The sequence below is a fragment of the Hoylesella shahii genome (genome assembly GCF_937990675.1).
GTDB lineage: Bacteria > Bacteroidota > Bacteroidia > Bacteroidales > Bacteroidaceae > Prevotella > Prevotella shahii.
The window spans coordinates 85426-103736 of sequence record NZ_CALKQY010000073.1; the positions used below are offsets into that span (position 1 = coordinate 85426).

13 protein-coding genes are annotated in these 18311 nt (G+C 48.1%); all 13 read right to left on the reverse strand.

Going from position 1 to position 18311, the window contains the following annotated elements:
* Positions 1-14 precede the first annotated feature (14 nt).
* Positions 15-1265 (reverse strand): exo-beta-N-acetylmuramidase NamZ family protein, encoded by a 1251-nt coding sequence (locus QME03_RS10815; RefSeq protein ID WP_025815691.1) that lies wholly within the window; start codon positions 1263-1265, stop codon positions 15-17.
* Positions 1255-2619, reverse strand: a complete 1365-nt coding sequence (locus tag QME03_RS10820; protein ID WP_281724362.1) for an MFS transporter — start codon at positions 2617-2619, stop codon at positions 1255-1257. The genes QME03_RS10815 and QME03_RS10820 overlap by 11 nt, the downstream gene beginning before the upstream one ends.
* Before the next feature lie 304 nt (positions 2620-2923).
* The gene (locus tag QME03_RS10825) at positions 2924-4336 is read right to left on the reverse strand and encodes a glycosyltransferase family 2 protein (protein WP_281724363.1); all 1413 of its coding nucleotides are present in this window, start codon (positions 4334-4336) and stop codon (positions 2924-2926) included.
* Between the two features lie 287 nt (positions 4337-4623).
* Entirely contained in the window at positions 4624-7368 is a 2745-nt protein-coding gene (locus tag QME03_RS10830; RefSeq protein WP_410521772.1) for a golvesin C-terminal-like domain-containing protein, read from the reverse strand.
* Between the two features lie 5 nt (positions 7369-7373).
* Entirely contained in the window at positions 7374-8831 is a 1458-nt protein-coding gene (locus tag QME03_RS10835) for a sodium:solute symporter (protein WP_281724364.1), read from the reverse strand.
* A gap of 365 nt (positions 8832-9196) precedes the next feature.
* Positions 9197-10366: an exo-beta-N-acetylmuramidase NamZ family protein gene (locus tag QME03_RS10840; RefSeq protein WP_281724365.1), complete on the reverse strand. Its 1170-nt coding sequence runs from the start codon at positions 10364-10366 to the stop codon at positions 9197-9199.
* Between the two features lie 553 nt (positions 10367-10919).
* Positions 10920-12731 carry a MutS-related protein gene (locus tag QME03_RS10845; RefSeq protein ID WP_281724366.1) on the reverse strand — a complete coding sequence of 604 codons (1812 nt, stop codon included), beginning with the start codon at positions 12729-12731 and terminating at the stop codon, positions 10920-10922.
* A gap of 108 nt (positions 12732-12839) precedes the next feature.
* Entirely contained in the window at positions 12840-13394 is a 555-nt protein-coding gene (locus QME03_RS10850; protein WP_273112700.1) for a hypothetical protein, read from the reverse strand.
* A gap of 55 nt (positions 13395-13449) precedes the next feature.
* A complete protein-coding gene (locus tag QME03_RS10855; protein WP_281724367.1) occupies positions 13450-14691 on the reverse strand; it encodes a M23 family metallopeptidase in 1242 nt (413 codons plus the stop codon).
* A gap of 72 nt (positions 14692-14763) precedes the next feature.
* Positions 14764-15537, reverse strand: a complete 774-nt coding sequence (pgeF, locus tag QME03_RS10860) for a peptidoglycan editing factor PgeF (RefSeq protein ID WP_281724368.1) — start codon at positions 15535-15537, stop codon at positions 14764-14766.
* Positions 15530-16696, reverse strand: coding sequence for a GTPase ObgE (obgE, locus tag QME03_RS10865; RefSeq protein WP_281724369.1), 1167 nt, complete (start codon positions 16694-16696; stop codon positions 15530-15532). The genes pgeF and obgE overlap by 8 nt, the downstream gene beginning before the upstream one ends.
* 7 nt (positions 16697-16703) lie before the next feature.
* Positions 16704-17276, reverse strand: coding sequence for an adenylate kinase (locus QME03_RS10870; RefSeq protein ID WP_273112709.1), 573 nt, complete (start codon positions 17274-17276; stop codon positions 16704-16706).
* A 146-nt stretch (positions 17277-17422) separates the two neighbouring features.
* Entirely contained in the window at positions 17423-17962 is a 540-nt protein-coding gene (gene hpt, locus QME03_RS10875; protein WP_025815700.1) for a hypoxanthine phosphoribosyltransferase, read from the reverse strand.
* Positions 17963-18311 lie beyond the last annotated feature (349 nt).

Sequence of the window (18311 nt, forward strand, 5' to 3'; positions counted from 1 at the left end):
TGGGTATTGGGGGATTATTTATAGAGATAATATTTTTTAGAGCGTGCGCGAAATTGTGCCACGTCCTTATCCCAGAAGGGTTTAACGTCGGCCCAGCGGTTGTTTAACGCCATCTTAGTGCGCACCTGTTTAGAGCCAGAAACCTTGTCGAACATGTCGAATCGTTTGGTGTCGGCATGTTGCAGAACAGCATGTTGGGGATATAGTCGGGCCACCTCTTCCATGAATACAAACTGCATAGGTGTTAGTTCCACGCTTTGAAAGTTGGTGATGTGTATTTGCACGCCTTGCAACAGTTCGCCTTTGCCCACGCTATAGAAGGGCTTAAGGAAGATGGGGCGGAACGTCACGCCAGGCATTTTGTGGGCGTTCATGGCATCAGCAAGTTGCACGGCATCTATCCAAGGCGCTGCAAACATTTGGAAAGGGATGGTGTAGCCCACGCCAATAGATAGATAACCCAGTTCGCCCAGAATGCCACTGGTGGGGTAGTAGTAAGCGGTTACAGCTTGGGGAATATGTGGCGACGAGGCAATCCATTGCAGACCGGTGTCGGCATAGCCCATTGAGCGTTTCCAGTTTTTCATCTTCACCACGGTGAGCTTGCACTTAACGCCCCCGGTGAGCATACCCTCATCGTTGAGCATGCGTGCTAGTTCGCCGCAAGTTAGTCCGTATATATAAGGAATTTTAAACTGACTGACGAACGAGATGCAATCATCATCGGTGATGTTGCCCTCTATTTTCAGCCCGCCCAAAGGGTTGGGACGGTCTAAAACCACAAATTCTTTATTGTTTTCGGCGGCAGCCTCCATGGCCAAGCCCATCGTACTAATGAAAGTAAACGAGCGGCAACCGATGTCTTGAATGTCGTAAACCAGCACATCAACGTCTTTTAGCATCTCAGGTGTTGGCTTTCGGGTTTTCCCATAGAGCGAAAACACGGGCAATCCCGTCTTTGCATCGCGTGCCGTTTCCACCTTATCGCCAGCGTGGATGTCGCCACGCACGCCGTGTTCGGGACCATATAGTGCCACGAGGTTCACGCCAGGGGCCGCTTTTAGCACGTCGACGGTAGATACTAGTTGAGCGTTCACACCCGTGGGGTTGGTAATAAGGCCCACGCGTTTGCCCTGCAAGCATTTAAATTGTTGCTGTGTAAGCACGTCGATACCCGTGAGCACAGTTTTCTTAGCCCACAAAGAAGAGGGCGTAAGAAGTGCAAAGAGAGTTAGGGCAAGCCCTATGAGGAAATTATTTTTCATCTTTAGAAATTCGTTTACGTCCGTATTCGGGGTCTACTTTAATTGTAAACGTAACGCCAACGGTGGCAATGCAGCAGGCAATGACCATCCAGAAGAAGTGTTCGTAGCCCAAAAGCTCTTGTAAATATCCAGCCACCATGCCTGGAATCATCATGCTAGCCGCCATGAACGCGGTGCAAATGGCATAGTGAGCGGTTTTAAATTCGCCTTCGGCAAAATACATCATGTAGAGCATATAGGCCGTAAAGCCGAAGCCATAGCCAAATTGTTCGATGGCCACGCACACACTAATCACCACCAAGTTGCTTGGCATGGCCATACTTAGATACACAAAGGTGAAGCAAGGCAGAGTCATGCAGGCAGCCATTGGCCAGAGACTTTTTTTCAATCCCCAGCGCGAAGCAGCCATACCGCCGATGATGCCACCCACGGTAAGGAAGATAACGCCGATGGTGCCGTAAACAAAACCTACGTTCTCGGTGCTTAATTCCAGTCCGCCTTTTGCTCGAGTGTCGAGCAAGAAGGGATTAACCATCTTGAGCAAGAAGGCTTCGGGCAAGCGATAGAGCAGCATAAAGACGATGGCGAGCAGCACCCCAGGTTTTTTAAAGTAAAGATTGAAAGTACGTGCAAATTCGTTAACAATCTCTTCGGTGGTGGTTTTCTTCTTCGTTTCGTTGCTTACAAGTTTCTCGGTTTCTTTTTCAGCATCGGCTTTTGCTCGTGGAACAAAGAATGTGTGATAAATGGTTATGCCGCTAAACATCACGGCCGTGATGGCCATGGTAATGGTCCAGGCCCATGGAATGTTGCCAGTTCGGGTTTCTAGCACGCCTGCTACGTAAACCAACACGCCTTGTCCGAAGATAGAAGAAAGGCGATAGAAGGTGCTTCGGATGCCCACAAAGAACGATTGTTGTTGCTGATTGAGGGCAAGCATGTAAAAGCCATCGGCTGCAATGTCGTGTGTGGCCGAGGCAAAGGCTGTTATCACGAAGAGAATTAGCGTGAACGAGAACAGACTAACGGGCGTTGCCGTGGCCGAAATCACTTCGGGAGAAGGGTGGGGGATGGAGAATGTGAGCAGGATGAAGGCAATGCTCATCACAATCTGCATCATTATAATCCACCAACGCTTGGTGCGAAGGATGTCGACAAAGGGGCTCCACAGAGGTTTAATAACCCAAGGGAAGTAAATAAGACTGGTAAAGAGGGCCATTTCGCCATTGGGAACACCCATGCGGGTGAATAAAATCACCGAGATGTTGTTCACAATGAAGTAGGGGATACCCTCTGCAAAGTAGAGCGTGGGTATCCATAGCCATGGATTAGCGTTCTTTATTACATTCTTCATTTTGCTGATATTGCTTCGTGATGTTGCTTTCGCTTCATCGTTTATTATTGGCATTGCTTCGTGTGGCAGCCTTTTGTTGCTTTTTTTGTGTGGCTTTCGAAGCATTGCTCACTATTGTTTCCGCTAGCGCCGGCCTTGTTTTTGGCGCATGTTTGTGATTGTTGTTAGTGCTAGTGCACTTAGTTTTGTGTCTGAAAGGTTTTACCTTGCCATCCGTCCTGCCCTCTTTCGCAAGACGGCAGGCGGATTAGCGCAAGGCTCTTTTCCTGTCATTCTTTTTATCTTAGTACCTATTATAATCGTTTTAGGCTTGTTTGTTGGCTGCAATACGTGCTTCCAACTCCCAAGTTCTTATTCTGTCTTTGTACAGGTTGTTGGCGTTTACCTTCTCGATGCTCAATGCTGCATCCGAGTTTCCACCCCAACGGCGACAGAGATAGAGCACATCGTAGATACGACCAATTTGATATTGGCGCGAGATGTTCAGGCCCATGGCGTAGTCTTCGCCATAGCTGGTGTTGGGTAATCCAATGGCGCGCAGCACGGGTGTGTAGAAAGCGCGGGGCGCACCCAGTCCGTTAATGCGCAAAGCATTGTTACGACCGTTGTCGGGTGTCCATTCCTTGTGGTCGATTACGCCTGGTGGAAGTTCGTTAAGGTCGAAGTCGGTCATCATATACGAGCCAATCACCATGGCGCATTTTTGTTCGTAGAAGGCGTTAACGATGGTTTGCAGCGTGTGTTCGTCTTTATAAAGGTCGTCGCTATCGAGTTGAACGGCGAACTTTCCACAACGTGCATCGTTTACACCATAGTTCCAGCAGCCGCCAATACCAAGGTCGTTGCGCTCGGGAACGAGGTGTACCACGCGTTCGTCGGCCTTGAATGCATCGATGGCTTCGGTGGTTCCGTCGGTGCTATGATTGTCAATGATGATGATATTAAACTTAAACGAGGTTTGTTGTTTCAGCACCGACTCGATGGCAGCACTGATTGTAGCCGCTCTGTTGCGCACGGGGATAATCACCGAAGCCTCAACTTCGAAGTCGCCTTGGTTGAAATCGATATCCTTGAAGTTGGGTTCAAGGTAGCCACCAATCTCTTTGAGGTGTTGTGTGCAAGCCTTTTCCATCTCAATTTGTCGGTCGCGGTTGCGTGGGTCAACATAGTCGAACTGCTTTTCGCCACTCTTTCTGTTGTCTTCTTCCACTTCGCTGTACAAGTATTCGTTGGCGTGCACCAATGCATAGAGTTGACTAAGCTTCAAACGTAGGTCGTAAAGTCCGGCGTGCAGATAGCTTTCGGTCATGCGGCTAACACTTTCTTTCAGCGCTTTGGCATTGAAGAAGAGCACCGAACCAAAGTCGAAATCATCTCTCAACGAACCCTTTTGGTAGTCGATAACGGGTGCTTTAACCTGCTCGTCGCCTTTCACCTGGAAGTGGTCGGCATAAACCATACCAGCTTCAGTGTCTTGTGCAATCTGCAAAAGGCGTTCTAAGGCCAGATAACCCAGTTCTAGCGTGGTGGTTTTGGTGTAAACTAGTGCATAGTCGGTATTGGTTTCGGCTGCTATTTTGCGAATGGTTTCCGACTTAAACACGGGTTGCTCTAGGCAAACCACCTTATCTACCAACTGCGATTGGCGCAAGGCCGTAAGCGTTTTGCCAGCTTGGGCCTCGTCGATATAAGGTACGAAACAAGTTATTTTCTTCATATCGTTATGAGTTTATGAGTTTATGAGTTCTATTGTGGAGTTACGGAGTTACGGAATGGTGGAGTTAAGTGAGGGTGAAGCTAAGTAGTGAAGGAGTTTTGGTTCTAAGGAGTTAAGGAGTTGTGACGTTAAGGAGTTACAGAGTTTGGAGTTTAACCAAATACAGATGTGATGTTAGTCACCTTTTCACTTTTCCACTTTTCCCCTTTTCCCTTTTTCAGGCCTTTCCCTCTTTTTCTCCTTCTCCCTTTTCACGGTTTTTTCCCTTTTTCACCTTTTTCTTCTTTTCACTTTTTCACTTCTCCAGTAAACGAAGTGATGTGTCGGGCCTTGTTCGAGCTTTGAGTTTGGCTGATTTTCACCTCGTCGTGAGGTTGTCGCATAAAGAAGTCGATGATGGTTTTCATCAGTTTCTCGCGACTAAATGCCTGCGTTATGCTCTCGAAAGGAAATCCCATCACAAATGTTTTGTAGCTACCTTGCGAGGCAATGGCTGCACTGAGGTTGTTTTCGGGATAGCGCATCACGGTAAATCCAGTTGAATCGGCCGGCTCGATGGCATCAGGCGACTCCACTATATATTGTTCAGCGTTTAGTGCATTGGCGTAATTCATCTCGCCCACACCCAGTTGTAGAGGCGAACGCACCATGCGAACGTTGCCAGTAAGTGCAGCACGCGAGTTGCGCCATTTGTATTTGAGCACCTCGGTTGCAAAACGTTGGTCGCTTTCCAACGACTTTGTTAAGGGGTTGCACCATAGGTCGCTAGCTACGTAAGCACCCGAAACAAAGAGGTGAACGCCCCGTTGGGCATATTGGGCAAGTGCGTTTTGCACCTTCGAGTCGAAGGTTTTAAACATCAGTGGGTGTACATCTCCGCGACCCATCTTGGTTTGGCATTGCTTACCCAGAATGTAATCAATGAAGGCATAATCGTCTTTAGCCTTGTCAAGACATTCGTTGGCGCACGATTCAAAGCTCAATCCTGCCTTTAAGATGGCTTCGCCGTGCAAGGCAGGATAGTCGAAAGTGTTACCCGCGATAACCTTAGTCTCTTCGTTACCATAGCTGTCGCCAAATCCGCCCGAGTCATCGTCAAGCCAAGGCAAGGTTCGGTTAAACTCTTTTTGGCTTCCTATGTAGCTAATATCTTGCACATAAGGCACACCATGGTCGATGTTATCAAGAAAACCCGCATATAAGGTGTCGGCAGGAGCAGGCGCAACGAAGTCGGCTGGCGCACAAATACGGTCGAACCCATTCACCACCAGTGCCTTCTTGTCCATGCTAGCCGAGCATCTAGCCACGGCCATTGTTTCCGAAGGAAAACTCTTTCCACCCTTGTTTACAGCCTCTACACGGAAGCTACACACCACATCGGCGGGAATACGAGCCACATAGCGGTTGCGTTTTACCACCTTACCATTGTCGAATGCACCGTTACCCAGACGAGTATAAACAATATATCGGTCGGGCATTGCCGATGGTTCGAGAGTGTCGGGCACTGCGTTCCAGGTTAATTCCACTTGGTCTCTGCCCTTAAGCGAAGCCGCAAAATGGTCGACAGGCAAGGGTGCAACCACGGGTGTGATGCCTCTTTGTGCACAGATAAAGCGCAATATACCCTTGTAAATGGCCCTGCTAACGGTGAAACGAAAACGTGGGTCGAGTCCGTAACGCATGTCGGCAAAGTTTTGATGCGACAGCAATTCGAGCAACATTGCCGGAACTCGTGGTGTGCGCGCTTCGAAGTAAGAGGCGTCTCTGCTGCCTCGGCTGTTCCATTGCGGTTCGTGCAGTGCGCGAATATCGTTAAGTATGCTGTTTTGCACACTCTCTGTGAGGTCTTTGCAGAGGTATCTTGATGCGCCATTGGCAAACACGCTGTCGTAAGATTGGGTGTAATAGATGCCCAAAGTGCCGATGGTGCGATTGTCTTTAGTGGTGCCGGCATCGCTATGAAAGGCGAATGAAAGGTCGATGGGCACGTTTAAACCCTGCCCACTGGGATAACTATCCGACCCGCCTGCTAGCCAATTCACCCACATACCACGACTTTTATAATCGTCGGTGTAATCGTTTTGGCCCTTCGATTCCGAGTAAACGCTGTCTGGTACGCCAGCCCATTGCATCCAATAGCGTGCTGCTTCGGTGAAGCGGGGATAGCCACTCACGTCGGGTCTACCGATGTTTCCCATACCACCGCCAAACTTTACGCCATCGGCCGTTACAATTTCGCCCACCTTTCCTGTGTTGTTGGTTAGCGTAACACGATGTTGTTGGCCAGCCTTTTCGTTGAAAACAAACTTGCCAAGGTAAATCCAAGTGCCGCCACCCATCTGTTGGTTTACGCAGAAATGGCTTTCTCCGCCTTGATGGTACACAGTGTAATGAGCAGTTGTGGTGCTTCCTGGCACTGTTTTATACGATACATAGACGGCATATTCGCCTGTTTTGGGCACATTGGGTGTCCATTCGGCTGTGCTTTCTTGTCCTTTTTTTATAGATTGCACACTGCGAAACGTGCCATCTCCAAAGGGATTTTGAAAGGCCATGTACACCTTTTGTCGATGGGCAAAGCCTGCTCCTTGGCCCTGTTGCCATGTTTGTTGGCCATTGTGTTCTTTGTAAATGGCTTTGCTGTATTGGGTGTTGGCATCGTTATCCACCACCACCTCGTTGGTGTTCCAGTCGCGTTCGCGTGGCAAGATAACGTTTGCGCCTGCGTTTTCGAGCATGGGTGTGAGGTAGGGTAGCACGTAACTCATGGTGTAAAGGTCTTCCACGGTTTGCAATAGTCGTGCGCGTTGCCACTCCCAGCGGTCTTGTGTGCGTTCGTAATATCTGCCGTGGCTGTGCCAAAGGGCAATATGTCTGCCCGCAAGTCCTTGTGTGGGTGTAGTTGGAGCCGACAAGTTGGTTATCAGTGGTTGTTCGCAACGAGGTGCGAAGGTGGTTGGTGCTGCCTGTTGAGCCCTTGTGGCAAGTGCAGTGAGGCACATTGCTGCTATGATGATGTTGCGTCTAGCCATTTGTTTTATACGTTTTGGGGTTTTTCGCCGCGTTTGATAAGCAGGCAAAGACCTGCAAAGGTGAACAGAGCATTGAGTATGAGCAATTCGTAACTAAAGTGATAGCCGTTGAACCACGCCTCTGAATGGCGGTCCATCACCCAGCATAGCAAGGGCGAAGCTAAGGCCACGATGGGTATCCAGCGGTCGCGCACGGGTTTCTTTATCAGTATGCCAAAGGCAAAAAGACCAAGAATAGGACCGTAAGTGTAGCTGGCCAGGGTGTAAACGGCGTCTACCACACTGGTGTTGTTCAGCATGTTAAACACGATAATAGACAATCCCATCACCACTGCCATGCCCAAATGCACGCGTTTACGCATCTTTGTTACTTCTTCTTCGCTGCGTTGGCCCGCTCCCAATATGTCTACAGTGAACGAAGTGGTGAGCGCGGTGAGCGCGGAACCAGCTGCATTGTAGGCCGAAGCCGATAAACCCACAATGAACAATATACCCACGATGCCCGGAAGCAATGTGCCGGTGGCGATTGTGGGGAACAATTTGTCGCCCGTTGCCTCTAAGCCATGGCGCGCTGCCTCTTCATAGAGCAGCACTCCCAACATAAGGAAGGCGGCAACAACAACAAATTGCAACAAAATGCTTATCACCATGTTCTTTTGCGACTCGCGACTGTTGCGACAACTCAAGTTGCGTTGCATCATATCTTGGTCTAAACCAGTCATCGCAATGGTGGTAAAGATTCCTGCAAAGAACTGTTTGAAGAAGTATTGCTTGTTGTTTACATCGTCGAAGAAGAACATACGGCTCATGTCGCTTTCTTTGATATGGCTGATTACGCCTCCAAAAGACAGCTGAAGGTCGCTTGCAATGAACCAGATGCACAAAGCTACCGATACGATGAGGCAGGTTGTCTTGATGAGATCGGCCCAGATAACCGATTTAACACCGCCTTTGTGCGTGTAAAACCACACGCATCCCACCGACAAGGCTACGTTTATCCAGAATGGAATGCCCAGCGGACCGAAGGCCAAAAGCTGCAAGGTGAAGCAAACCAAGAACAAACGAACGGCTGCACCTAACATCTTAGAGATGAAAAAGAACCATGCACCAGTGTGATAGGCTTGTTGTCCAAAACGATTGCGCAGGTATTCGTAAACCGATGTGAGCTGCAAACGATAGAATAGGGGTGTGAGAACAAAGGCCACAATAAGCTGTCCGGCAATAAATCCGAGCACCAATTGTAGATAGCCAAAGCCACTTTGCGCCACCATTCCCGGCACCGACACATAGGTTACGCCCGAGATGCTGGCCCCAATCATGGCAAAGGCCACCATGTACCACTTACTTTGGCGACTGCCTGTGAAGAAAGCGGCATTGTCCACATTGCGTCGGGCAAGAGCCGATACAAGGAACAGCACAACGAAGTAGGCCATAACGGTGGCGAGAATTGCTAATGGGGTCATGTTGGTTTAATTAATAGTCAGCTCTCTGCTGCCTCTTTAAGGAGTTGTTGTTTCTCACCACCAACCCCTCTCTCGGTTGTGAGAGGGGTGGCGGTGTGCCTTTCGGCTTGCTATGAGAACTGAGTTGGTTTTTGTTTTAAATCTTTTGCCCTCCATTTAGGGCTATTGTTTATTGATATCTTGTTTCTTAAAGCTTGAGATGATGCTGTTGGACTAGCTTTGTCACCACGTAAGAAGGACTCAAGGCACTGGCTGTATAGCTTCGGTTAAAGGCGAGCCGAGCTTAAGAGAGGCATAAATACACTTTGCCTAATATGCTCTTCTCGACTTGAAGCGAGGGTGTGCACCTGACCATCTTCTAATATTTACTCCTTATATAGAAGGTATTTCTTCCTACTCTCTTTAAATTTCTCCAGTTCGGGTTGCCACACGGCGCGAATTTCCTCGTTAGAACGCCCCTCGATAATCATCTTTTGCACATAGTCTACGCCCACCAGCTTGGTGAAGAATGGCGTAAAGAAGCGTTCGCCTATGTTGAGATTGCGATAGGCATTGATGATATACGAGAGATCGAAGCCACGTTTGATAATCTCATCATGGGGCATTTTGCTCAAGTCTACACCATAACAACGCTGGTTAAGCTGTGGCGGGTTCTTCGCTCCATCAACACTTCGCGGTGTGAAACTGTGCGCATAGCCCACCATCTTCGGGTGTCCGTATTGCTGAAAGGGCAAATCGGTGCCACGACCTAGGCTTACATCGGTGCCTTCGAACAGGCAAATAGCGGGATAGAGATATATCGACTGCATGTTAGGCAGGTTAGGAGACGGAGCAATGGGTAGTTCCCAAAGGGTGGAATGGGTGTAGTTGTTGCAGGTAACGACGCTCAAACGGCATTTTGCGCCGCCATCTAGCCAGCCTTCTCCATTAATCATGCCAGCCATCTCGCCCAAAGTGAGACCGTGAACCACGGGTATGGGCAACGCACCAACACCCGATTTGTGTTTCATGTCGAGCAGCGGACCGTCTACGTAGCTACCGTTAGGGTTGGGACGGTCTAATATCAACATCCTGGTTTTGGTCTTAACGCATGCGTTCATCAACTGGAGCATGGATATATAATAGGTGTAGAAGCGCAGTCCCACGTCTTGAATGTCTACCACAAGCACATCCGTCTTCTTCAAAACATCGGTATTGGGCTTGCCATCTTTGCCATTGTAGAGCGAAAAAATGCGCACACCCGTTTTCTTGTCAACATCGTTTTGTACATGTTCACCAGCATCGGCCCTACCTCTAAATCCGTGTTCAGGACCGAAAACGCCCACCACGTTCACTTTATTCTCAATCAGAAGGTCGAGAATATGCTTGCCATTTACCACAGCAGTGTGGTTAGCAAAAAGTGCCACCCGAAGCTTTTTCAGTTCGGGTAGATAGGCTTCTGTGCGCTCGTCGCCACATATAACCTGCGTGTTTTGCGCCTTAACGCCGATGGCGACAAGGCAAATTAACACTAATAACGTAACAATTTTTTTCATGTCAAGGCGGTTTCTAGTTGCTTACAACGCAAAGTTAGTGTATTTTTTAGAATTAGAAACACCAAATTAGGAATTTTTAGATTTCTTATTGATGTTTTGCAAAATCGCGACTAGTTGTGTTCTTATGTTTAAAAAGCGAAACCTTTGCTTTTATTGCCTTAATGAGGGCAATGCGCATTATGCTTGGTAGTACTGACAAACAGAGCCTCTCAGGTAGTTTTTGAGACTAAAATATTTTACAAATAGTGTCTTATTGGATGGCTGTCGACAATGCTTTGCGGGGTTAAAGACGCTGTTTAGCCTCTATGCTGATGCTTTTAGCTTTTGCTTCGTAGCGAAGGGTGTGCTGCTTTTTGCTTTCTATTCATAAGTCTCCTTTCTTCCAGACGTTTGGTTTGGAGTTTAGGGCATTTAACTTTGCCATCGCTTTTGGGTTTTCTGTTGTAAACTTAAGTCGTATAGATCGGATTTTACGGGCTATACGCCAACGTTATTAGACCTTAGTTGTGCCTTGTAAAAGCTTTCGAGCCATGTTTAAACCAGCTAATACGCCTTAGTGGTTTAGAATTTTCTTTAATAAGAACGTGGCATTCTGGTTTTTGGCCACGCCTGGCGTGATGCGATAGGAGTAAGTTACGTCGTTACCCAATTCTATTTCAAAGCAATAGTTGGCAAAACGTGTTGGCGCTTCGTCTTCCAACTTAGAAAGTTCAAGGTCGTGGGTGGCCACTATGCCACTGGCAGGTAGCTTCGCCATGGTTTGCAGAAACAATCGCGAACCATTAAGCTTGTCGAGAGAGTTTGTTCCCTTCAATATCTCATCGAGAATAATAAAGGTATTGGGGTTGTTGTGACAATAGTTGATAAGCTGTTCTAGTCGAATAAGTTCGGCATTGAAGTACGAAATGCCGTGAGTAAGATCGTCGGTGGTGCGCATGCTGCTGAAAAGCCAAAAGCAAGAGACACGCATCTCGTTGGCGAAAACGGGCAAACCCACCATGGCCAGTACATAGTTAACTCCCACACATCTTAAGAATGTGCTCTTGCCTGCCATGTTAGCACCTGTAACAATGTGGTATTGGCCTTGCTCGATGTGCAGGTTGTTGCCCACTGCTTTGGTACTTAAGAAGGGGTGGCGCAGGTTGGAGGCACGATAAAGGATGTGAGGTGTGTCTTCAATTTGTGGTTCAACGGCCTCGGGGTGGTTGTATTTGAAAGTGGCCAACGACACAAGGGCGTCCATGGCACTAAGATTTTCTACCCAAAGCGAAAAGTGTTGCAGGTTGCTATCCTGCCATTTCAGAAACTTACGCACAAGGAAGAAATCGCTAAGAAATAGGGCATTGGCAAACATTAGTCCTAAAACATTGCTTCGACGGTCAAGACTTCCAATGATTTGTTCTAGTTGTTTGAAGGCTTGTAAAGCCCCTTCCATCTCGGTTTTTATCTGTTTGTTTTGCGCTGCTTGCAGCTCTTCGGCTGTGATAAGACTAATCAATTGCACGCAAGCTGTTAGCTCTGTATGTAGTAGATTGGCCGTTTTGCTCACCGCTCTAAGCGAGTTTGAGCATAGCAACATGGCTGCGAAGAAGTTGATGATGGCCCACCAAACGGGGATGTTGGCGCTCAAAGGGGTGAAGATAGCGATCAAGGCAGTGACCCAAAAGCCAACGATGGATGCGCAGGCTAAGCACAGTGAGAGAGGCGAGAGGGCAAAACGGGGTATGCTTATGGCCGATGCGTTGGCCATGGCTTGCGTGAGTTGGGCGCTGTTGATGCTGTTTGCTTGTCCCTTGCCTTGGGCAATAAAGTGCATTCGCCACGTGTATTTATCGACTAGTTCGTTAATGGCTTCGCGTTTGCTTTCTACTTGTTCCTTAGCTTCTGCTGTAGCCCCTGGCAAAGCGGTTAAAGCCTGTGCCAGCGCATTGCTTCCGCCTGATGAAACGGTGCGGTTAAGTCGATGAAAAAGCGATGAAGGCCCGAAGATATCTAGGTCGAGGGCGAAGGGATGATGGGCATCGGCATGGTGCGAACCATCGTCGAAGGGACTGAAATCGCCCTCTAGAAATCGCGCCTCGTCTTCGTAGGCTTGGCAAAGCTTACCAATGGCCGTGATGGCCGATTCGTTTCGCACATCCATTCGCCTAATTAGCACGTATATTACTAAGCAAGCGAGGGCTATCCATAATGTCCAAGTGGCATTGTGCAAGGTGGTGGCGAGAGTTAGAAATGTTAACATCGCCAAGAACGATGCTATTTCGCCTGCCACAAAATAGCGGTTCTTGTGTTTTAAGCTTGCGAGTTGTGCGGATAGTTCGGCTGCTTGCCTTAAATAGGCTGCTTTGAGCGAGGCTGATTTCATGTGCGAAAGGTTTTTAGAACTTGTTAGGGATTAGGATTTTCTTGGTTTTCTGGGCTTGCTATGGTTTATAGGGCATCTCATTATTCTAGCGTTTTTAGTTGCTAGTTATCATTCTTCCATCCAATAATCCACGTCGGGGTTAATTTCGCGTGCCACTTCGCCCTCTCTTCGTTCGTCATAATCGAGCAATCCAAAGCGATCCACCGAATACACCTTGCGTTCGTAGTTGGCAACTAACGTTTGTAAGAAATTGGTGGCATTAAGACTCACGGCATCAATAAAAGCAAACTCGTCTAGAAAGGTGATGGCCACCTCGTCTGTGGTGCGGTTGATGGCGTAATAACCATTCTCATCGTCGCGCAACAGCGGCAACCAGTCGGCGCCATGCACCTTTTTAAGGGCTTCGTAAGCTGCAGGCCAGTCGTTAACGTGAATTAAACGAAAACCCGGAATAAAGTCGATGAAGTTTTCGCGTTTGCATTGTCGTGGCGTACCCGCCACCTTATTATATATATAAGCAAGTAATGGAGGGAGTGGCGAGCCAGCAACAAACTCCAATTGTTGCGTGGCGTTGGGCTCAGGAAGTCCTAAACTCTCGGTATAGCCCTTGCGTTTGTTTTCAGAAAGAACCAAAAAGCGGTCGAAAAGCTGTTGTATGTCCATCTTCTTTTGCGGTTTGTTGATTGTTTGTTAATGAGGGGTTGTGGCCCTCGTGTTGTTATTTAGATTTGTCGGTGCGCACAACGCCATTGGAATATACCAGCGAATGTTGGCGTAACGACTTAGAATTGTGGTCGAAAACCAATGCGGGGTCGATGCGTCGACCTTTAAAAAATACTTCGAAATGCAAGTGCTCGGTGGTTGCTCGGCCTGTTCTTCCCGTCAACCCGATAATGTCGCCAGCCTTAACAGCCTGCCCCACCTTCACCAAGTTGTGCGACTGATGGCTGTAAAGCGTTTCCAAACCATTGTCGTGACGAATAACGATGCAGTTGCCATAACCAAAATAAGGCCCCGAACGTGTTACAATGCCACTGAAGGCAGCGAGAATGTTGTCGTTGGCGCGTGTTTTAATATCTACACCCGAGTGTCTTCGCTTGCCGCCATAAGGACTAATTACATGACTACCTGGCAAGGGATAAGCCCATTCGCGTGGCAAGAAGTCGGTAAGAGAAAGTTGGTTGCCTGTGCTGCTTTTACCCGTTTTTTGCGTTTTAAGCAAGGTTTTTTCGTTCTCTTTTTTCTCTTCGGCCAAGGCTTTCTCCTCTTCTTTCACACGTTTAGCCTCCTCCTTCTTGATTTTCTCTTCCTCTTTGCGAAGCTTTTTCTCATCAGTCTGAGCCTTCTTTTCGGCTAAAAGTTTCTCTTCCAAATCTTTTTCGGTGGCTTGTCTCACCAACACGCGTTCGCCTTTCTTCTCCAGTCGCAACACCGTTTTATGCAATTTATGGTTGCTGGCGTCTACGATAGTAAGCGGATTGATGCGACCGCCGTTCACCATGGTGAGAAAAGACAATCTTCCCTTACCCTTATGCGTGCCCACAATGGCAATGCTTTGTCCGGCTTCCACTGTTTGGTTGGGCTTCACTAGCTTTTGAGCGTTGTGCGCATACACCGTTTCCAATCCGTTATCGTGGCGTATCACTATCACGTTTCCCCACTGCTTATTTTTGCGTGCCAGCCTTACGCGTCCTGGAAACATAGCCTTTACTGCGTCTCCTTTCTTGGTTGTAATCTCTAATACATCGCCCCCAATGGCTTTCGACTTCCCCACAGGCAGCGGGAAAGAGAAGTTTTTATGCCCCACGGCATTGAGATCGATAAAGAGAACATTGCTCTTATCAAATAAACCAGGCGTAGCGATGCTTATCTGTTGTGTCTCGGCAGGCGTGAAATTACCATCTGAGGGTTTGCCAGCAGTGAAAAGCAGAAAGAGAAGAAATGCTGTAAGTTGTTTCATTTGTATAATGCTATATACGAACAGGTGTTGGCACGAATGCCATACTTAACCGAATGCATGGTTAAGCCCTGTTCAGCTGATGGTAACGCCCGTAAATATGCGGCCAGAGTTGATGCCTAGCCTTCGGGCTGAAAAGAAATCGTTGCAGCGCTCGTATGTACAGATGTCCGTTGCATGTATGTTCTCGGCTTTCACACCAGCCTCTTGCAGTTGCATTTGGTTGCAAAGGGGCAGGTTGATATGCCATTTTTCTTGCCGTTGCGCAATCTCTTGCATAGGGAAAGCTGCATTGGCAAAGGCCTCGTACACCTCGTTGCCCACTTCAAAGTTGTGCAACGAAATGCCAGGCCCAATGATGGCGCGCAGCGATTGTGGGTTGGTGCCAAAAGCTGTGCGCATCTGTGCGATGGTGTTTTGTGCGATGCGTTTCACCGTTCCGCGCCATCCTGCATGGATAGCAGCTGTTGCACGGTGTTCGGCATCGTAGAGAATAATAGGAATGCAATCGGCTGTAGACACGCCAATACACACCCCCGGCACGTTGGTGATGAGTGCATCAACCCCCTCGAGCACCATTTGGCGCACCATTTGTGGCATGGAGAGCAACTCGCTGGCCACCAGTCGCACTGTGGTTTCGTGGGTTTGATGTGGCAACACCAAGTTGTTGGGTGCAATATCAAGCATGTGGCACAGCGCGTTCACGTTCTGTGCCACATGTTCGGGATTGTCTCCACAATAGGGATTGATGTTGAAATGAGCGTAAGCGTCTTGACTTTGGCCAGCAGCACGCATGGTGCTGAAGGCGTGAACCTCGTTGCCTAGCTCATATTCCAATAGTTTAGGCATCTTCGTCCTCCTCGTATTCGAAGTCGTCGAGGTCTTCAATCTCGGTGTCGATGTATTCCACATCGATATCTTCTCCTTCATCAGCCAGTTCTTGAGCAAAGCTTCTAATGTCTTTATCGCGGTGAACCAGGCTGTCTTCGGCCATGATGCTTTGCAGTTTGTTGCTTTCGCTGTTCAGTTCTCGCCATAGGATATCCTTCAGTTCGGCCAGTCCTTGTCCTGTAACCGATGAGATAAACACCACAGGGAGGTCGGTGGGTAGTGTCTCGCGAAGCATCTCTATGAGTTCTTCGTCAAGCAAGTCGCATTTGGTAACAGCCAATACGCGATGCTTATCGTTAAGTTCGGGATTAAAGTTGTTTAGCTCGTTGAGCAACACTTCGTATTCTTTTTTGATGTCGTCTGTATCTCCAGGCACCATAAAAAGCAGCAACGAGTTGCGTTCGATGTGTCGCAGAAAGCGCAAGCCAAGACCTTTGCCCTCGCTAGCGCCCTCGATAATACCAGGGATGTCGGCCATAACAAACGACTTATGGTCGTGATAGGCCACAATGCCGAGCGATGGTTCGAGGGTGGTGAAAGGATAATTGGCAATTTTGGGTCGAGCCGAAGAGAGCGAAGAGAGAAGCGTTGACTTACCCGCGTTGGGGAAACCCACCAGTCCCACGTCGGCAAGGAGCTTTAGTTCGAGTATTATGGTCATCTCTTCCATTGGCTCGCCAGGCTGCGCATAACGAGGCGTTTGGTTGGTGGCAGTGCGGAATTGGAAGTTACCCAGTCCGCCTCTGCCACCTTTAAGTAGCATAACCACTTGTCCGTCGTGCATCACGTCGCAGACATATTTACCTGTTTCGGCATTATACACCACCGTACCGCAGGGCACATCGATGTACATATCCTTGCCATCAGTGCCGTGGCATTTGTCTCTTCCGCCGTTTCCGCCATGTTCGGCGAACACATGTCGTTGAAACTTCAAGTGCAACAGCGTCCAATAGTTGTGGTTTCCGCGTAGGTAGATGTTACCCCCACGTCCGCCGTCGCCACCATCGGGCCCGCCGTTAGGGTTGTACTTAACATGTCGGAGATGCATAGACCCCCTTCCGCCCTTACCCGAGCGGCAGTAAATTTTTACGTAGTCTACGAAGTTTGATTCGGGCATGAGCAGTTTAGATGTTATCAATCACGTTGCACACGTCGGCAAAAATGCGGTCGAGTTCTCCCAAACCGTCGATGTGATTGTGAATGTTTTCTTTTTTATACCATTCGATGAGCGGAGTCGTTTGACTGTGGTATACGCCCAATCGTTTTTTAATTGTTTCCTCGTTGTCGTCTGTGCGTCCGCTTTGTTGTCCGCGAAGCACCAGGCGTTTCATCAGTTCTTCTTCGGGTACATCCAGTTCAATCATGGCAACCACCTTGTGTCCGCGTTCGGCGAGCATGGTTTTCAATGCTTCTGCTTGAGGGATGGTGCGTGGAAATCCGTCGAAAATAACACCCTTATGTTCTTTTCCAAACTTGTCGTACACGCTAGCGAGGATGTCAATCATCAACTCGTCGGGTATCAATTGGCCATTGTCGATGTATTCCTTAGCGGTTGTTCCCAGTTCTGTTCCGTTCTTAATCTCGTTGCGAAGCACGTCGCCAGTAGAGATATGTTCGAAACCATATTTGGCGATCATCTTGTCGCTTTGTGTGCCTTTGCCCGAACCGGGAGCACCGAAGATAACGATATTTTTCATTTTTAAGTTGTGTTTATAATGAAATTAAATAATTTTCTGATAGGATTTTCACCCTTTGTTATGCCACACGTCTTTCTCCTTTCCCCAGAGACTGGGGCAAGGGATTGCGCTGTTTTGCAACGATGAGGCAAAGGGGTGAACCTTTCTTACTCTTCCACCACGGTGTAGATGTCTCGCAGGTTGCGTCCTTGCTGGTTATAGTCTAGCCCATAACCCACGATAAAGTCGTTGGGGATTTCGATGGCTGCATATTCCACGTTGAGCGGAACGGTAAGTCTGTCGGGCTTCATTAGTAAAGTGCAGATATGAATCGACTTGGGCGAACGTGTGCCTATAGATTCTACCATGCGTTTGATTGTCAATCCCGACTCAACGATGTCTTCAACGATGATAACCGTGCGTCCAGCTAGGTCTTCGTTGATGCCAATCACCTCTTTGATTGTACCCGTTGATGTGGTGCCTTGGTACGACGCCAGTTTTACAAATGATATTTCGCAGGGTATGGTGAGCATGCGCATGAGGTCGGCAGCGAACATGAACGAACCGTTAAGCACAGCCAAGAGTAGCGGATTCTTATCGGCCATGTCGTTGTTTATCCTGTCTGCAACGGCTTTTACGCGTTCTTGAATTTGGGCTTCCGTGATGGAGGTCTCGAAAACCTTATCTAACAATTTTATTCGAGCCATATTTTTTTTGCTATTAAGCTGCAAAAATACGAAAAAAAACTGGAATATAGGGGTTTAGATACAGATATTTAGTTTTTAATGGGTGCGAGTGTAGGTGTTGCAGATTGGAGCTTGCTTCGCACCTAATTGTTTTTCTTTGGTTTCTTTCTTTTGGATAAAGCAAATAAATGCGAATTACTGGCCACGATAATTTGTTTATCCCCAATCTCGCTCGTTAGAGCCTAAACAGATTTTGTTTTATTGTCGGCAGATTGTATACGCCAGTTCGGGATAAGAAAGTGCCCTAAAAAGTTGGCAATCTTGCTATTGTTTTGTGGTTTTATAGTTGTAAATCAGTAACTTACAAAAC

Excerpts from the sequence above, each read along its gene's own strand:
- QME03_RS10845 (WP_281724366.1), bottom strand. The coding sequence starts at position 12,731 with ATGAAATCAGCCTCGCTCAAAGCAGCCTATTTAAGGCAAGCAGCCGAA.
- pgeF (WP_281724368.1), bottom strand. The coding sequence starts at position 15,537 with ATGCCTAAACTATTGGAATATGAGCTAGGCAACGAGGTTCACGCCTTC.
- QME03_RS10815 (WP_025815691.1), bottom strand. The coding sequence starts at position 1,265 with ATGAAAAATAATTTCCTCATAGGGCTTGCCCTAACTCTCTTTGCACTT.
- hpt (WP_025815700.1), bottom strand. The coding sequence starts at position 17,962 with ATGGCTCGAATAAAATTGTTAGATAAGGTTTTCGAGACCTCCATCACG.
- QME03_RS10840 (WP_281724365.1), bottom strand. The coding sequence starts at position 10,366 with ATGAAAAAAATTGTTACGTTATTAGTGTTAATTTGCCTTGTCGCCATC.
- QME03_RS10870 (WP_273112709.1), bottom strand. The coding sequence starts at position 17,276 with ATGAAAAATATCGTTATCTTCGGTGCTCCCGGTTCGGGCAAAGGCACA.
- QME03_RS10825 (WP_281724363.1), bottom strand. The coding sequence starts at position 4,336 with ATGAAGAAAATAACTTGTTTCGTACCTTATATCGACGAGGCCCAAGCT.
- QME03_RS10835 (WP_281724364.1), bottom strand. The coding sequence starts at position 8,831 with ATGACCCCATTAGCAATTCTCGCCACCGTTATGGCCTACTTCGTTGTG.
- QME03_RS10855 (WP_281724367.1), bottom strand. The coding sequence starts at position 14,691 with ATGAAACAACTTACAGCATTTCTTCTCTTTCTGCTTTTCACTGCTGGC.
- QME03_RS10820 (WP_281724362.1), bottom strand. The coding sequence starts at position 2,619 with ATGAAGAATGTAATAAAGAACGCTAATCCATGGCTATGGATACCCACG.
- QME03_RS10850 (WP_273112700.1), bottom strand. The coding sequence starts at position 13,394 with ATGGACATACAACAGCTTTTCGACCGCTTTTTGGTTCTTTCTGAAAAC.
- QME03_RS10830 (WP_410521772.1), bottom strand. The coding sequence starts at position 7,368 with ATGGCTAGACGCAACATCATCATAGCAGCAATGTGCCTCACTGCACTT.
- obgE (WP_281724369.1), bottom strand. The coding sequence starts at position 16,696 with ATGCCCGAATCAAACTTCGTAGACTACGTAAAAATTTACTGCCGCTCG.